This is a genomic window from Flintibacter muris (assembly GCF_943192995.1).
GTDB lineage: Bacteria > Bacillota > Clostridia > Oscillospirales > Oscillospiraceae > Lawsonibacter > Lawsonibacter muris.
The window spans coordinates 281,258-297,283 of record NZ_CALPCP010000002.1 but is presented as its reverse complement, the minus strand read 5'-3'; the positions used below and the strand labels follow the sequence as shown (position 1 = coordinate 297,283).

Genomic DNA, 16,026 nt, shown 5'->3' with positions numbered 1-16,026 from the left:
CAAATCAGCTTAATTTCTCGTTACTAAAAGCTAGGCATAGATCTTTATTGAGCGGTGAAAATATCTCTTCAGTATTGTTGATGCAGTTTTGACATAAAAGTCCACTTAATTCATTTCGAAGATGCTTTCTTCGCAATTCAATCATTATTTCAGAATTCCATGCATCAATTAGTGAAGTTTGATGCAAGTCAATCGCTGACAAATATCCATCACTATCTGCACAGCAAGCATTGAGATATCCCTCACATGTAATATGAAGCCTATTAAAACACATTGCACAAGGAGCAACAGATCCGGGGAACATCTCGTCTTCTTTGACAATCCCTTGATCAAGCAGTTTCCTCTTCATCGTCCCTCCTTGATTTGCACAGGGAAAAACATATATTTTATCCACTACAGAATCAAATTCCCTCTCTAATTTTTCGACATCATGTTTATTGAGTTCATTTTTTACAAAGGAAATGAATAATGGCACATTGATTTTATTATTTTCCAAATACTTCTTTAAGTTAAAAATATTTTCCCTAACTATATAAAAATCATCTCTGCCATGAACGGCAATATAACTTTCTCTGGTCGATGCATTTACTGAGAATTTAATACTGCTAATCCCTGCAGAAATCAGTTCCTTACAACGTTCCACTGTTGCTAGCGCACCATTTGTCGTTAAGTAAATATATTCATAGCCAAGACCTTTGGCACAAGAAACATATTCCGCTAAATCGTTGCAAATAAATGGTTCTCCAATCATATAAAAACCGACTTCACGTGTGCCGTTTTCATATGCTTGCTTCATAATATCAAACATGAAATGCTTATCACACATCATTTTCTTGCGTTTCATATTTTTATAACCACAAAACACACATTCATGATTACAAATATTTGCTAACTCCATTAGCATATTATGCGGAAATGGTGGGGTCTCCGAAAAAACAATTGGCCTATCCAGCCTTAATTCTCGTTTTTGAGAACCCATTATACTTTCCTCCTTTGCAAATCTGATACTATCTACGCTACAAAGAATAACCAGCTATCCTAAAGCTCTATCTCATCAAAAATTTCACATTCTGTACGATTTATCTCTGGATGTTCCTCCAAATAACTCTCAGTATACATGTCACGAAACATCCCCTTCAGTCCTACCGGATTGACAGAAATAATCTCCATATCCGGATAGTGCTGTTCTGTAAATAATTTTAACTTCTTATATGCTTCTATCCATTGTGGTACAAAACGCTCCGCAGGTAATAAAACTGTTACTGACGAAACAAGAGGTGTACCATCAAAATGTCCATTATATGAGCAATCGCAACCAATCAGCAAAATTCGCTTTGGTCTTGTAAATACTGCAAATTGCAGTGCTTGAAAGATAATCGAATACCCCCCCATCAAGGGATAATAGGTTATATCCTCATATAATTCATTATTTGGCTCTCCAGTAAAAAATCTCCGACCATTATTTTCTTCAATCAGATACTCTGGAAATCTATCATAGTCATGATGCTGCTCAGTCCATTCATTTCTTGCAAAAAATTTTATAAAATTATATTCTTTTAACTTGTCACACCATTCTCGTTCATAATGACGTATAAAGTAGTAATCTAAGCTCATTCCTTCTTTTAAAAAACTCGCGTTTGTTCCAATGTGCGGAATTCCCTTCACCTGAGTATAATAATTCAGTGTAGGCCCCGTCGCCACTACTGCAACTGTCTGTCCCCGATGACAGCCCTTGAACTCTGCAAATGACGCTTTATGGATATCCCGCAACTCGTTGGCTAGGCACATCATCCGCAGCATGGGGTGAGCGGTTGGCATTCGACCAGGGTTATATAAGTCCTGAAGCATCTCTATTAGATAAAAGGGAGCAATAATAATCTTCTTAAAGCCAGCCGCCTCACATGCAGACCAAGCAGATGCTTCATTTTTTCGTATGACACATAATAAGATCGTCGCCTCCGGTATTAGCTTCGCCCAGGTATCAAGACTGCGAATGGGAAGTCTTGTATCCAAAAAAGTACCAGCATCCACTGTAGTAACTCTGCTGTTGGTCACGCCATGGAGTTTAATATCCGGTTCTTGTGCCAAATAGGGAATTAACATCTTTCCGATTCCGCCAGTTCCAAAGGCAATCAAATCTTTGCCTACAAGGTCGGCAATCAGCCGAGGGTCTAACTGAAGCATATAAACACTCTCTTTCCAGTTCACTTTGAATACAATCTTTCTGCGGTTTCACCGCAGAAAAGCGAAGGGAAGATCTTCCCTTGGACTACAGATCAGGTCTCATCCAACCATCTGAATCAACCGGGTCAGCCGTTCATACAGGTCATACCCGTCCCAGATCAGATCAAAATCCATGGTTTTCCCCACCGGGACAACCCGGTCGATTCCTTTAATTCCAGTCTTGAGCAGCGATATCAGCGTTCCCTTTTCCCCGATACAGGCGACCGTCTGACATCGAGGGTCATTACACAGCTCCCGCAGTTCCAGGATATTCCCGCAGTCATACTCCAGGAAATAACCGGAATTTCCCGTCTGGTCCAGGAGGTCTTTTGAAAGAGCAGGCACCGCAACTCTGTAAATCAGGTTATCCGGACGGGGCTGGACTTGAACACCCTCCTGCCCCGCTGCCAGCAAGCAGCTTTTCACCAGTTTGTCGATCCCCTGCACCGGCTGGAATTCATACCGGGACTTTACCAGTTCATGGAGCGCACCCCAGAACGCCTCCTTCGCCTCCGCCCGGCGTTCACCTAACCAGACAACAATCCTTGGGCTGGTGCAGGCGTTCTGGTCGGTGAGGAAGGTATCGTTGTAAAAATTCTGAGTGGTCCGGTGCCGGTCCGCTTTTTCCAGATACCATTCGCTGTCAATCACCGCCAGGGAGCACCGGTCTGCAAAGGTGATCTCCCCCGCCCTGGGGGCCAGCGGGGATTTTCGCAGCTCCGCAATGGTGGCGTCGCCTCCCCAGACGATTCTGGTATCCGCCAGACGGGACAGCAGGTCGTTGACATCCCGGTTCCGGTCATACCGGGCCAGACAGATGTAGGGCCGCAGGCCGGGGTATTGTTCCAGAACTGTGTTGACGGCCTTACAAATCAACTCCGCCTGAGGGAAACGCTTGGTGGGGAGCCGGACGATATTGGCGTTTCCGGTCAGCAGTCCCGCTGCCAAGGAATAAGCGAAGTTCACCGCCACGTTGGAGGGAGCGATATGGAAGGCCGTGCCCCGGCCAAATCGCAGGTTTCCGTCCTCCCGGGAAAATCGGTCCTTCAGACTTTGGGTAGACGCCTTCCGAATCCAAAAGGCAAAGGTCACCACATCCGGGTACTCCCTTCCGTTAGTGAGAAGGGGCTTGGAGACATCATTCAGAAACTCCAGCACCTCCCCGTCGAAGGGAGGACGGGTAGGCAGAGCGTCCATCCCGGCCACTGTATCCGGGTCTCCAGTGAGGTAGGTCAGCCGCTCCAAAACCGCTTGCTCCTCTTTACTGATAGCCTGCCGCATAGGTATCGCTGCACCCCCTCAGTTCCGCGTTTTTCAGTCTGCCGGTCACCTTGAAATACTTGCCCTTTCGGCCGCAGGGGCAGTCGTCCTCCCCCAGAAGAACCCCCTCGTCCTCCGTCAGCAGGGAGTGGCCTGGGTAGGATTCCGGTATGGTGGAGAGCACCTGTAAAATCCCTGGCTCCCCCACCCCGCACACGCCAAAGTCCAGAGGGCGGCGGACGATTACATCAGAGAAGACACTGGCATGCAGGTGCCCGCATTCGCACTGCATGTAAATACAGCCGGTCTGCTCCACCATGCCGTAGTAGTCATGGACCCAGTCCAGTCCGCACACCGCTTTCAGGCGGCGGCGGAACTCCTGCTGGCCTACCGCTTCGCTTTGCAACCTTTTCCAGCCTCCGCCGTGAATCAGGATACAGTCAGACAGGTCGAAGGTTACGCCCTCCTCTTTCAGCCGGAGCAGCTCCCGGTAAAAGTGCTGCCAGACCATAAAGGTGAAGCCAAACAGGAGGATGGTCTTGCCCTGGTGGACCTCCAAAAACTCCCGCAGTCCCTCCACGTCCAGCCCCATCTCATCATCCAGAGCGTAGAGCTTTTTGGTCCCAAAGATAGAGAAGCCCAGAATGCCCGCCCCCCGGGCGGAGAACATCCGCCTATCCTTCACCACCGACGGGCAGTCGATAATAATCATAGGCATCCGGCCGGAACCGGTAAAGCTGGACACAATTTTCACCAGCCCCTTCTGCTGGTTAGAGGCGGTTGTCCGATCCAGATCAATCTTAGATACCGCCTGCCCGCCGGTGCCGGAGGAGGTCATGGTTTTGACCACCGCTTCCTCCGGGACGCTGCGCAGAGTGAGCTCCTTAAACAGGCGGACAGGCAGAAAGGGAATGTCCTCCAACCCGGAGCCCTCCGCCGCCTGGGAAAAGCTGTTCAGAATACGGGCGTAGGCGGGGCAGTTCTCCCGGTGGAGCCGGGTGAGCTCATTCAGCCGCCTGGACAGCAGCCGCTCCTTCTCCCTGCTGTTCAGGGAGTAGGGCTCAATCTGTAAAAGCTCCTCAAATTCCATCTGTACCCGCTCCCCCCTCCATGCGGTCTACAATCAACTCCGCCAGCTCCTGACGGCGCTGTGTAATAAAGAAGTGGCCTCCTTCAAATTCCACAAACTCACACTCACCTTGAAAATACTTTCTCCAACCCCACATCTCCTCCGGAACAATATCCTGAGCTCCATACAGGCCGGTCAGGGGAATTTCACAGGCAAGGGTCAGTTTGTCGAAGTCGTAATTGGTAATCAGGGTGTAATCCGCCCGGTAGAGGGGCAAATACACCCGCCAGAAGGTCCGGTTTTCCAGCAGTCTTTCCGGCACGCCCCCCAGGGAGATGGTCCGCCGCTTGACCCACTCATCCGCCTCATCCCCCCGAAAGCGCAGAAGCTCCCGCTTGGTACAGGGCTCATGGGCCGCCAAAAACACCCGCTTTGGAGGAGGCAGCTGGCCGTCCTGAAGAACTCGAACCAGAACCTCCACCGCCGCAACGCTCCCCATGCTGTAGCCGAAGAGGGTATACTCCCCGCCGGGGCAGTACAGGCCCTTGACTGTTTGGTACAGGTCGTCTGCCAGCTGGGAAAAATTTTGATAAAAAGGCTCCTGACACCTTGCACCGTGGCCGGCATACTCCAGTTTTACCAGTTCAACGGAAGGGGGAAACCAAGGCTCCAGCTGGCTGAAAAAATCCGCTGTGCCCCCCGCGTAGGGAAAGCAAAACATCTGCATTGGATATCCCCCCTTCTGACTTTCTATAATCTGCCGCCACATGTATGGGCGGCCTGTGGCCGCCCGCCTATTGCAGACAGGCCCATTCGGTTCTGCGGGCGGCCACAGCCGCCTCCACAGCTCTGGTGTCATATTGCTCTAGGTATAATAGGCCTCCAGCTCCCGGTAAAGCGTCTTTCCCGCGTCGTTTTTGGGAATCTTTTCAATGGCAATCACCTGGAAAGCCGCCGGGTTCAGCTTGGTCCGGCGGACTAAAAAGTCCTTCACAGCCTCCCCTTGGGTCCTGTCTGTGATAAACACATACAAATGGTCATCCACCCCGGCGCTGGCACAGTCCAGGGCCGGGAATTTTTCCTTCACCAGTCCATCCACCTCATCCAGGTTCACCCGGTTGCCATAAATTTTCAAAAAGCGCTTTTTCCGGCCAGTGATGTAATAGTAGCCGTCCGCATCAAATTTTGCCATATCACCAGTCTGGAGCACACCGCCCCGCTCGTCCCCCTTGGCCAGGTCCTCTCCCCGCTCCGCGTAGCCAAGGGTCACATTTGCCCCCTCATAGACCAGCTCGCCGGTGACGCCGGGAGTGATAATCTGCCCGCCGTCAGCGTCGATCAGGCAGAATTTTCCTCCGGGGATGGCAATCCCCATGGACCCGCATTTCTCCACCGCCTTCTCCGCCGGCAGATAGGCCATCCGGGCGGTAGCCTCGCACTGTCCGTACATCACCACAAACCGTCTGCCCTTCTTTTGAGCATCCTCAGCGAACTTCTTATGCAGTGCCGGGGACAGCTTGCCTCCCGCCTGGGTCATGGTGCGCAGAGAGGGCAGCTCCATCCGGTCAAAACGCATCTTATCCAGCATCTCGTAGGTATAGGGTACCCCTCCGAAGGAGCTCGCCCCTCCCTGCTTGAAGAAGGACCAGAACTCCCGCTGCATCAGGGACTTCTCGGTGAGCAGCAGTGTCCCTCCCACCAGAAGATGACTGTTGATGATGGACAGACCGTAGGTGTAGCTCATGGGCAGGGTGGTAATTGGGCGCTCTGTCTTATCCAGCTCCAGATAGGCCGCGATAGATTCAGCGTTGGCACGGATATTTCTGTAGCTCTGGCGGACAAATTTGGGACTTCCGGTAGAGCCGGAGGTGGTCAGCAGCAGGGCCAGGTCTGGATGCAGGGGGTACTCAGTCCCGTAACCGGTCCGCAGGAGACAGCAGCCAAAGGCGCTGTACACCTGCGTCATACCCGGGAAAGCATCCAGCTTGTCCTCCGGCGCCCACAAATAGGGAGGCTGATAGGTTTCCAGCAGCCCTGTCAAGGCCTCACCGTCCATATGGCTGTTCAGCAAAAGGGGAACACATCCGCCGTTAATCAGACCGGTATAGCCCACCAGTGCGCCAATCTCGTTCCTGCACAGGACAAACACCAGACAGCGGCGTCCTATGGCATCCGCAAGGCGCTGCCCCTCTTCGGCCAGCGTTCCATAGGTCAGGGATACGCCGTATTCATCCAGTATGGCCGTATTGTCATGGTATTTTTGTAAGTCCCAGATCATCTGTAATCCTCCCTCTTTTGGACCACATAAGTTTCAGCGATAGGGCTTTTGCTTCCAGTAGTCCACAAATTTGTCGGAAAACACCCATTCACCTGGAATGGACGGAGCTTTGCTCCTCAGCTGCTCAAACCGCTGCCTGTCCTTGAAAAAGAACCACATACGCCCCTCTACATGATAGGCACAGCCTGCAAAGCCGTACTGCTCAAACAGCAGGGCCATACTCTTGTTTGTCCACAGCGTACAGTGTCCGCCCAGCAGATAGAACCAGTCCGGGTCCTGCGGCACCTCTTCGCAGACCAGAGTATGCATACAGAGCGTCCCCTTGTCGTTCAGCAGGCCGATAATTTCATCCACATCAGGCCTGCCCAGCAGATGCTCAAACACAGAACAGGAAACTACCATATCAAAGCTGCCGGGCTTCATGTCCTCATCCCGCAAAAAGTCGTTTTCTCCTTCCGGGCGGATAAATTTTTCATATTTCAGGAGCTTATGGGAGGAAGACATCCCTGTTTTGCTGACATTCAGCTCATTTTGCACATAGTCCGCCAGCTTCCCGTCTCCACAGCCGTAGTCCACAAAGCGCATCTCCGGTTCCCAAACACCTTGGTCGGCCAGCCCTGCAAACAGCTTTGCCTGACAGTTCAGCCGCTCTACCCAGCGAGGGTCGTCCGGGTCCTCATCATGCCCAAATTTTTCTCCACATCCGTCATTGATCTGTTTCCATTCCCTATCCGACATTTCATAAACCGTTTGGCAGAGGACAAGGCCGCAGTTTTCACACCGTACATATTCCCATTCCGGCATCTCCGGCAACATCTTTTTTCTAAAATAGCCCTTCATTTCTGAACCACAGACAAAGCACTTCATCAATCCACCCTCTCTAATCCTCAGAATTCAATCTCGTAACTCTTGGACAAAATCTCTTTTCCCTTCTCGTAGGAACTGAAATCAATAATGTCATCCGTGTCCATCATAATATCGAAGGCATCCTCCAGGGTGGCCACCAGACCCATGTGGCCCACGGAGTCCCACTGCTCAATGCCCTGGTATTCCAAACCGGGAAGCTGATCCTCCGAAATTTCCAGAGCCTCCACAAAGGCCTGGTTGTATTTTTCCAAATTCGTCATAGCAATCACCTTTTTACAATGTATTTTGGTTATACGGGCGTCCCATAGCTCTCCTCCAGCGGCTCCACAATCATCTCCCGGAAGAAGGTCTCCCGGTCAATAAAGGGGGACTGGTCCTCAATGGGACGGAAGCCAAACTTCCGCTTGCCGTAGGTCACCAGGGCGTTGTGGAGGTCGAACTGGTCCGGATCGCACATGACCTCACAGATAAAGGGGCCCTCAGAAACCAAAATCTGGTCGATTCCCTGGTCGATCTGTCCGGTATTCTCCACTTTGCAATAGGCGATACCGAAAGCGGCGGCGATTTTTCCATAGTCCGGAAAGTCCAGACCGTTGCTGGGATCGGTGCCAATGGTCTTTCCCCGGAAATGGGCCCGCTGGCCGTGGCGGACACCGGAATAGCCGTTGTTGTTCATGATGACAATCTTGATATTGAACTGATTCCGGACCACCGTTTGCAGCTCCTGCAAATTCATCATGAAGGAGCCGTCGCCAGTGTAGGAGATCACCGGGCCCTCCGCCAGCACGGCAATCCCGCAGGCCCCCGGCAGGGAGTAGCCCATCTCACCCTGGACAAAAGAGGGGATAACCCGGTCCGACGCCTTGATCCGGCTGGCCGCCGGAACGGTAATTCCAGTCAGGCCCGCGTCAGAAATCAATACGCTATGCTCCGGCATCTTCAGGGACAGCCGTTCCATAAATACCTTCAAATCAACCAGATGATCCGGCTCATCCCATTCGCTTTGATGCCGGAAAATTTCCTTCCAATGGCGGCATTTGTCCAGCCACACTTGGGAAGTCCGTCCCAACTCAACTGCATTCAGCTTAGTCAGAAAATCCTTTGCGTCTCCAAGAATAAAACGGTCAATTTTAACGCTTTTTTTGCTGTGTTCCACCCCGTCAATGTCTACTGCAATGATCTTTGCCTCTCTGGCAAACTTTTCAAACTCTGTCCCTGTCGTATCAGAATGGAGCCGGCAGCCGATACTGAGCACCAGATCAGCGTTTTGAATGGTAAAGTTCCCATAGCGGGAGGCTCCTCCCAAAGCACTCACGATTCCCATATGCAAAGGCTGGTCAGAGGGTAAAAAGTCATAAGAAAACCTTGTAAATGTCACAGGGATCGATATCTTTTCAACCAGACGCTTGAATTCCTCAATCGCTCCAGCGCTTCGGATACCGTGCCCGGCCAGAATCACCGGCCGCTGCGCATGCCTCAGCGCCTGCGCCGCATACTGCACATCCTCCTCGGCGGCCCTGGGCAACTCCACAGCCTCCGGTACAAAGCGTTCCAGCCGCTCCTCGTTAACTACAGCGTTCTGAACATTCAGCGGCACATCAACCCAGACCGGCCCCTTCCGCCCCTCTTTTGCCAGATAAATCGCCTTGTCCATGTAATAGCCGATTTTATCCTCGCTCTCTACGGTCACAGAAAATTTTGTAACAGGCTTCATGATGCTTTCCGTATCCGCTTCCTGTACACCAACAGCACGCAGAGGCAGGCCGGATGCCTTAATCGTTTGATGATAGTTCTGCTGTCCTGATATAAAGATGCAGGGGATACTATCCTGCCACGCATGAAGTACACCAGTCATGGTGTTCGTCCCCGCACATCCGGTTGTCACAAGGCAGGCGCCAAAGTTCTCGTTTATGAGCGCATAGGACAGTGCCGCCATGGCTGCCGCCTGCTCATGGTGCATTGCCACACCCTGGATGCCGTCAATTCTGCGCAGGGCGTCCGTAAGGTAGACACACTGTCCCCCCGGAACATAGAACAGATGCCGAACCCCTTCCTCATAAATCCGCTTCATAATGTAGTCCGCTACTCGTATCATTGCCATAACATACTCCTTACCACAACACAGTTAACTTACAACAAACCGCCGTCTACCCGCAGCACCTGACCTGTCATAAACCGGGAGAGGTCTGACCCAAGGAAGACCACCGCATCCGCAATCTCCTCCGGCTGGCCCAGCCGCTTCATGATATTCCTACTCAAGGCAATGGTTTTGACCTCCTCGCTGGTCATTCTGCCCATGTCCGTGTCGGTCAGGCCAGGGGCAACGGCGTTCACCCGGATACCGAAGGCCCCCAGCTCCACTGCCAGCCGCCGGGTCACACCCAACACAGCGGCTTTCCCTGCGGAATACTCAATATTCGAACCTCCGTCAAATGCGGCGGAGGAGGACAGAAATACAATACTGCCCTGTTTGACCCGCATCATACTCTTACTAATCAACTGCGTGAACAGAAGACCGGAAAAGACATTCACCTGAAAGGACTCTTTGACTGCACCCATAGGGGTCATAGCCAGCATTCGCTGAGGGAAGGCGATTCCAATATTGTTGACCAGAATGTCGATCTGCCGCTTGGTTTTCAGGATGCTCTTTGCGGCGGCGGTCACCTCGTCCTCGCTTTCAAAATCCGCATAAACAGTCTGGATTTCCACACCGTGCTCCGTCGAAAGACTGGCGCAGTGCTCAGCAAATTCCGGGCTCTCCCGGCGCACCACTGCAAACACATCCGCGCCGTTGGCGGCCATGCGCTCCAGAATCGCCTTGCCGATCCCCCGGCTGCAGCCGGTGACCACAGCCGTTTTTCCTTTCAGCAGCATCTCAATCACCTCATCCATAGACATACCGGCTCATGCTCTCCACCATTTTGAAGCCGTCCCAGGTAAAAGACAGCTCCATGGTCCCGCCCAGGGGGACTATTCGGTCCACCCCTCGAACACCCCTGGAGAACACCAGCTCCCGGACCCGCTCCCGGTCCACACCCAGCACCGCCACCGTCTGACAGCGCTTGGTCAGCACCGGGACGATCTCCTCCAGGTCCCTGGCGGCATACTCAAAGAAACAGCCGCCGCCGCACTTATAGTCCATCACATCCGCCGTCAGCCGGTCCAGCTCCGCCCGCACCACCAGGGTATCCCCGGGCACATACCGGACGCCGGGGCGGCTCATGCCCAGGGCACAGACAGCGGAATACTTGTCCACAGCCTGGATGGACTGCATGTGGTAGTCCCGTTGGACGATCTTCCCCAGCGCACCCCAGAACCACTCTCGGGCCTCCTGGATTCTGTCCCCCAGCCAGACCACCAGCCGTGGGGAGCTGCACGCGTTCTGGTCTGTGTAGTAGGTATCTGTGTAAAACTTCTTCGCAATTTCTTCCGGATTCTGCTCCAGATAGGTCTCCGTGTCAATGACAGCGATGGAGTACCGGTCCGCAAAGGCCAGCTCCACCGCCCGGGGAGGCAGCGGCGCCTGGCGGATGGTCTCAATGGTGCGGTCCCCGCCCCAGATCACCCGCAGGTCGCACATGGAGGACAGGGCCTGGGTAATCTCCCCGCTGTGCTCATAGCGCAGGACGCAGATGTAAGGCCGCATACCGGCACACTCCCCGTCCAAAAGGAGGTTGATGGCCTCACAGATCAGGTCCACCTGGGGAAAGGGCTTGGCGGACACCCGAACCACGGTACAGTTCCCCGCCAGAAGGGAGGAGGTCATAGACACCGCAAAGTTTACCGGCACATTGGAGGGGGCGATATGCAGGGCCACCCCCCGGCCCAGCCGGTTTTGAAAAACTCCCTCCCGGGCGGCCGTCTCCAGTGAGGCCCGGCGAATCCAGTAGGCGTAGGACTTCACGTCTACACTGCCCCGCTTATCCCGGAGAAGCAGACGGGACAGGCTTGCCAAAAAATTCACCGCCCGCTCTGAAAAGGCGGGAAGGGCGGGGGTCTCAGGCATCTGGCGCAGCCGCTCCAGATTCCCCACCAAAAAGGTCAAATTATCGGAACTCAGCCCCATAGGTATCACTGCACCCCCTCAGCTCCGCGCTTTTCATGCGCCCCAGAATCTGGATATACTTGCCCTTCCGCCCGCAGGGGCAGTCGTCCTCCCCCAGAATAACCCCCTCGTCCTCGGTGAGAAGGGAATGTCCCGGGTAGGAACGGGGCAGGATGGAGACCACCTGAATGATCCCCCGTTTTCCTGCGGGAAGAGGGAAAAAGTCCCGGTGATCCCGGATGATGACATCAGAATAGATACTGGCGTGGAGGTGGCCGCACTCGCACTCGGCGTAGATCGTGCCGGTCTGCTCCACCATGCCGTAGTGGTCCAGAAAATGGCGGATACCGCAGGTCTCCCGGAGCCGCCGCTTGAATTCCTCCTGAGAGACCGCCTCACTCTCCAGCTTCTTCCAGCCGCCCCCCGTCATAAGGAAGGCCTCAGACAGGTCGAAGGACTGGTTCAGCCGGAGCAGCTCTCGGTAGAAGTGCTGCCACACCAGAAAGGTAAAGCCGAAAATGACAAACCGCTTTCCCTGGTATTTCTCGGTAAATTCCCGCAGCTTGTCCACATTCAGCGTCATGTCGTCGTTGAGGACAAAGACCATCTCCCAGGCGGCAAACTGCAGGCCCAGAATGGCCGCCCCCCGGGCGGTGAAGGACTTCCGGTCCTTCAACACCGCCGGAGTATCCACCACCAGCATGGGCAGCCGGCCCTTCCCCCAAAAGTCCCCCAGAATGCGGAGCATCACCTTCTGCTGGAGCATAGCGGTCTTCTGATCCACAAAGATTTTGGAAACCCGCTGGCCCGTGGTGCCCGAGGAGGTCATGGTCTTGAAGACCTCCTCCCGGCCGATACTCAAAAGGTCGAACTCCTTGAACAGCCGCACCGGGAAAAAGGGGATATCTGCTGGAGCAGTCACCTTTGTCTCATCATAGCCCACGGTCTCCAAAAAATTGGCGTACTCCGGACAGCGCTCCCGGTGAAAGCGGGTGAGCTCCTTCAGCTCCTCTGTGAGCATCCGACTCTTTTCTGCCTTCTCCAGGCTGTAGGGATTCAGTTGGTGGAAATCCTCAATCATGCCTCTTTCTCCCATTCCTGTGCAATTCGCTCCGCAAGCTGAGTGTCCGTCAGCCCAGCCTGTTCCCAGACATAGCGCTGACTTCCCGCCTGGCAGAAGGTGTTTTGAAAGCCCAAAAACACCTGCCTGGGCCCGTTGGACAAGGTAGACTTGTACTCCGCCACGGCGCTGCCCATGCCGCCGGTCACCATGTGCTCCTCCACCGTGACCACCAGGCTGTGCCGGGCAAATATCTCTGACAGGCCCTCTTTATCAACAGGCTTTATAGTGTGCATATTGTAAAGGGCGCAGGAAATTCCCCGCTCCTCTAACATTGCCGTTGCCTTCAGTGCCTCGCTGACCATCAGTCCCGTGGCAATGACGGCGGGGCCGTCCCCCTCCCGGAGCCTGACCAGCTTACCGGGGATAAACTCATAGTCCTCCTCGTAGACCACAGGACAGCTCAGTCCCCCGCTCAGACGCAGGTACACCGGACCCTCCATGTCCGCCGCCCACCGGGCCATTTTCACAGCCTCCAGGCTGTCCGCCGGGGAGAGCACCGTCAGCTTGGGCAGGGCACGCATAAAGGCCAGGTCCTCAGTGGCCCAGTGGGAGATGCCCGACTTGGCCGCCGCCGTCCCGGCGCTGGAGCCGATTAGCTTCACGTTGCAGCCCATATGGGCCAGGTTCTGCCGGACCTGCTCCAGGCTGCGCACCGCAATAAAAGAGGCATAGGTGGAGGCGAAGACGCAGTATCCTTCCATAGCCAGCCCGGCGGCAATTCCGATCATATTCTGCTCCGCAATACCCACATTCAGGAACTTGTCCGGGTATTTTTTCACATACCGCTCCATACCGGACAGGAGGGCCAGGTCCGCCGTCAGCAGCTTGACCCGCTCTTTTCCGGCGGCGATATCCGGCAGGGCAATTCCAAAAACGGCCCCCCGCTGGCCCATTCTGGCCCACATTTTGATATTTGCCGGTGTGTACTTCATAGACTGTCTCCCAAAATTTCTCCTCTGGCCCGGTCATACTCCTCCTGGGACAGGCGGTGGTGGTGCCACTCCGGGCGGTTCTCCGCAAAGGAGATTCCCTTTCCCTTCACCGTCTCGGCAATCACAACGTGGGGGTGGCCCCTTTCGGTATCCCAGAAAGCCTCCAGCAGCGCCTGGGCGTTGTGGCCGTCACACTGTGACACATGCCAGCCGAAGCTGGCCAGCTTGTCTTTCAAACTGTCCAGCCCCATCACCGCCTCGGTGTCCCCGTCGTAGGACAGGCGGTTGCGGTCAATGATGGCCGTCAGGTTGTCCAGGCCGTAGTGGGTGGCGGACATAAAGCCCTCCCACACGCTGCCCTCGTTCAACTCGCCGTCCCCCATCAGAATGTAAATTTTGGAGGGCCGGCCCTGCTCCCGGGCCGCCAGTGCCATCCCAATGCCCACGGACAGGGCCATGCCCAGGCTGCCGCCGGAGTACTCCAGGCCGATTTCCGGCCGGCGGGGGTAGCCGGTCAGCCGTCCGCCGTCCTTCTGGAACTCCAAAATCTCCTCACGGGGGATGAAGCCCGCCTCAGCCAGAGCCGGGATGTGAGCCAGCACGCAGTGGTTCTTGCTGGGGATAAAGCGGTCCCGATTGGGGTCCAGAGGATTTTTGGCATCAAAGCGCAAAACTTCCCCGTAGAGCACCGCCAATATCTCAATGCAGGACAGACTGCCCCCCACGTGGGAGCCTCCGCTCCCCGCCGCCAGCGCCATGTCCAGGGCGTTCAGCCGTATCCGCCTGGCCATCTCAGTCAGCCGTAGGGTTTTTTCTGCAAGCTCGCTCATATCCTGCCTCCGTCCAATACCATAATATGGCCCGTCATAAAGGACGCGTCCTCCGACGCCAGATACACCGCCGCCGCCGCGACCTCCTCCGGACGGCCCAGACGGCCCAGACTGGTTCGGCCCAGCACCTTGTCCCGCTCCGCCTCCGGCTTAAAGCCGCCCATGTCCGTATCAATAAGGCCGGGAGCAATGCCGTTCACCCGGATGTTGTAGGGTCCCAGTTCCCGGGAGGCGCACCGGGTAATCCAGATCATGGCCGCTTTGCTGGAGCCGTATGCCAGGTAGCCAGGCTGGGCCTCAATGCCCCCCACCGAACACAGATTGATGATACAGCCCCGCTTTTGACGCATCATCCGCCGGGCCACCAACTGCATGATCTGCACCTGGGCGAAGACGTTCACCTGGTAGACCTCCCGCAGCTTGTCCAGAGGGGTCATGGTAAACAGCCCGCCGCAGGGAATCCCGGCACAGTTGAGCAGCACGTCTACATCCCGCTTTTCCCTCAGGATTTGCTTCACGCCCGCCCGGACCTCTTCCTCATTCAGCAGATCGAAGCAGACCGGCGTGATGGACGCACCGGTCCGTGCCGCCTCTGCCGCCATGTCCGCCTCAAAGGCCTCACTGGGCTTTCGGGCGCAGGCCCAGATGTCGTAGCCCTGTTCCGCGAAAGCCTTTACAGACGCCCGCCCGATTCCCCGGTTCGCCCCGGTAATGATAACTGTCTTTCTCATTTAAACACCTGATGATCCTTATTTTCCGCAATCTCCCGGGCCGGGTTTCCCATGGCGGTCCGCCCCGGACGGACACTTTTCATCACTACCGCACCCATGGCGATAATGGCGTTTTCGCCAATTTCAATGTGGTCCCGGACACAGGCTGAGATGCCCACATATACCCCCGGGCCAACCTTCGTGTTCCCGGCAATGACCGCATGGCTGGATATCTGGCAGTGCTCGCCAATCTCTACGTCGTGTCCAATCATGGAGATACCATTTATGTAGGCGTTATCTTTAATAACGGCCCCCGCTGAAATGGACACGCTGTCCTTCACAATTACACCCTGTCCAAATACCGCACTGGGGCTCAGGGCACAGGTGGGATGGATGATAGTCGCCAGATGGTAGCCGGCTCCGGTCACCCGCTCGTAAAGTGCCTTCCGTCCCGCCGGCTCACCGATCGCAATGGCCACCTCAATATCATCCGCCGGGAATAATTCGCAGAAAGAGGCAAAAGGAACCATCCGGCAGGAGAGAAATTCCCCCTCCGGCTTGGTGTCGTCAATAAAGACAATCTCTTCCCATCTTCCATCCCACTCCCTGGTAACAGTGATGATCTCGTACAGCTCCCGCCCCGATCCGCCGGTACCGTATATGGCAAGCTTCATTGGTCATCTTCCCCT

At 54.7% G+C, this 16,026-nt stretch carries 16 protein-coding genes; all 16 read right to left on the bottom strand.

The genetic code is table 11. The features are described 5' to 3' along the window. Positions 1-4: 4 nt before the first annotated feature. Entirely contained in the window at positions 5-979 is a 975-nt protein-coding gene (locus NFS22_RS03655; RefSeq protein WP_251316405.1) for a radical SAM/SPASM domain-containing protein, read from the bottom strand. 59 nt (positions 980-1,038) lie between these two features. Then, on the bottom strand, positions 1,039-2,184 hold the full coding sequence (locus NFS22_RS03650; RefSeq protein ID WP_251316404.1) for a motility associated factor glycosyltransferase family protein: 1,146 nt from the start codon (positions 2,182-2,184) through the stop codon (positions 1,039-1,041). A 99-nt stretch (positions 2,185-2,283) separates the two neighbouring features. Next, positions 2,284-3,504 carry an acyl-CoA reductase gene (locus NFS22_RS03645; protein WP_251316403.1) on the bottom strand — a complete coding sequence of 407 codons (1,221 nt, stop codon included), beginning with the start codon at positions 3,502-3,504 and terminating at the stop codon, positions 2,284-2,286. Next, on the bottom strand, positions 3,485-4,573 hold the full coding sequence (locus NFS22_RS03640; RefSeq protein WP_251316402.1) for a LuxE/PaaK family acyltransferase: 1,089 nt from the start codon (positions 4,571-4,573) through the stop codon (positions 3,485-3,487). Before NFS22_RS03640 ends, NFS22_RS03645 begins: the two co-directional genes overlap by 20 nt. After that, positions 4,563-5,279 carry a thioesterase II family protein gene (locus NFS22_RS03635; protein WP_251316401.1) on the bottom strand — a complete coding sequence of 239 codons (717 nt, stop codon included), beginning with the start codon at positions 5,277-5,279 and terminating at the stop codon, positions 4,563-4,565. Before NFS22_RS03635 ends, NFS22_RS03640 begins: the two co-directional genes overlap by 11 nt. A 138-nt stretch (positions 5,280-5,417) precedes the next feature. After that, the gene (locus NFS22_RS03630) at positions 5,418-6,830 is read right to left on the bottom strand and encodes an AMP-binding protein (RefSeq protein WP_251316400.1); all 1,413 of its coding nucleotides are present in this window, start codon (positions 6,828-6,830) and stop codon (positions 5,418-5,420) included. 33 nt (positions 6,831-6,863) lie between these two features. Further along, positions 6,864-7,634 (bottom strand): class I SAM-dependent methyltransferase, encoded by a 771-nt coding sequence (locus NFS22_RS03625; RefSeq protein ID WP_251316399.1) that lies wholly within the window; start codon positions 7,632-7,634, stop codon positions 6,864-6,866. 83 nt (positions 7,635-7,717) lie between these two features. Further along, positions 7,718-7,957, bottom strand: a complete 240-nt coding sequence (locus NFS22_RS03620) for an acyl carrier protein (RefSeq protein WP_251316398.1) — start codon at positions 7,955-7,957, stop codon at positions 7,718-7,720. Positions 7,958-7,986: 29 nt separating this feature from the next. Further along, positions 7,987-9,798: a thiamine pyrophosphate-binding protein gene (locus NFS22_RS03615; protein ID WP_251316397.1), complete on the bottom strand. Its 1,812-nt coding sequence runs from the start codon at positions 9,796-9,798 to the stop codon at positions 7,987-7,989. 29 nt (positions 9,799-9,827) lie between these two features. Next, the gene (locus tag NFS22_RS03610; RefSeq protein ID WP_251316396.1) at positions 9,828-10,595 is read right to left on the bottom strand and encodes an SDR family NAD(P)-dependent oxidoreductase; all 768 of its coding nucleotides are present in this window, start codon (positions 10,593-10,595) and stop codon (positions 9,828-9,830) included. Further along, the gene (locus NFS22_RS03605; protein WP_251316395.1) at positions 10,582-11,763 is read right to left on the bottom strand and encodes an acyl-CoA reductase; all 1,182 of its coding nucleotides are present in this window, start codon (positions 11,761-11,763) and stop codon (positions 10,582-10,584) included. Before NFS22_RS03605 ends, NFS22_RS03610 begins: the two co-directional genes overlap by 14 nt. Further along, positions 11,744-12,823, bottom strand: coding sequence for a LuxE/PaaK family acyltransferase (locus NFS22_RS03600; protein WP_251316394.1), 1,080 nt, complete (start codon positions 12,821-12,823; stop codon positions 11,744-11,746). The genes NFS22_RS03605 and NFS22_RS03600 overlap by 20 nt, the downstream gene beginning before the upstream one ends. Further along, positions 12,820-13,797: a transketolase family protein gene (locus tag NFS22_RS03595; protein WP_251316393.1), complete on the bottom strand. Its 978-nt coding sequence runs from the start codon at positions 13,795-13,797 to the stop codon at positions 12,820-12,822. The genes NFS22_RS03600 and NFS22_RS03595 overlap by 4 nt, the downstream gene beginning before the upstream one ends. After that, positions 13,794-14,627 (bottom strand): transketolase, encoded by an 834-nt coding sequence (locus tag NFS22_RS03590; RefSeq protein WP_251316392.1) that lies wholly within the window; start codon positions 14,625-14,627, stop codon positions 13,794-13,796. The genes NFS22_RS03595 and NFS22_RS03590 overlap by 4 nt, the downstream gene beginning before the upstream one ends. Continuing rightward, positions 14,624-15,358, bottom strand: a complete 735-nt coding sequence (locus NFS22_RS03585) for an SDR family NAD(P)-dependent oxidoreductase (protein ID WP_251316391.1) — start codon at positions 15,356-15,358, stop codon at positions 14,624-14,626. The genes NFS22_RS03590 and NFS22_RS03585 overlap by 4 nt, the downstream gene beginning before the upstream one ends. Beyond that, positions 15,355-16,011, bottom strand: a complete 657-nt coding sequence (locus NFS22_RS03580) for an acetyltransferase (RefSeq protein WP_251316390.1) — start codon at positions 16,009-16,011, stop codon at positions 15,355-15,357. The genes NFS22_RS03585 and NFS22_RS03580 overlap by 4 nt, the downstream gene beginning before the upstream one ends. Between the last annotated feature and the right edge of the window lie 15 nt (positions 16,012-16,026).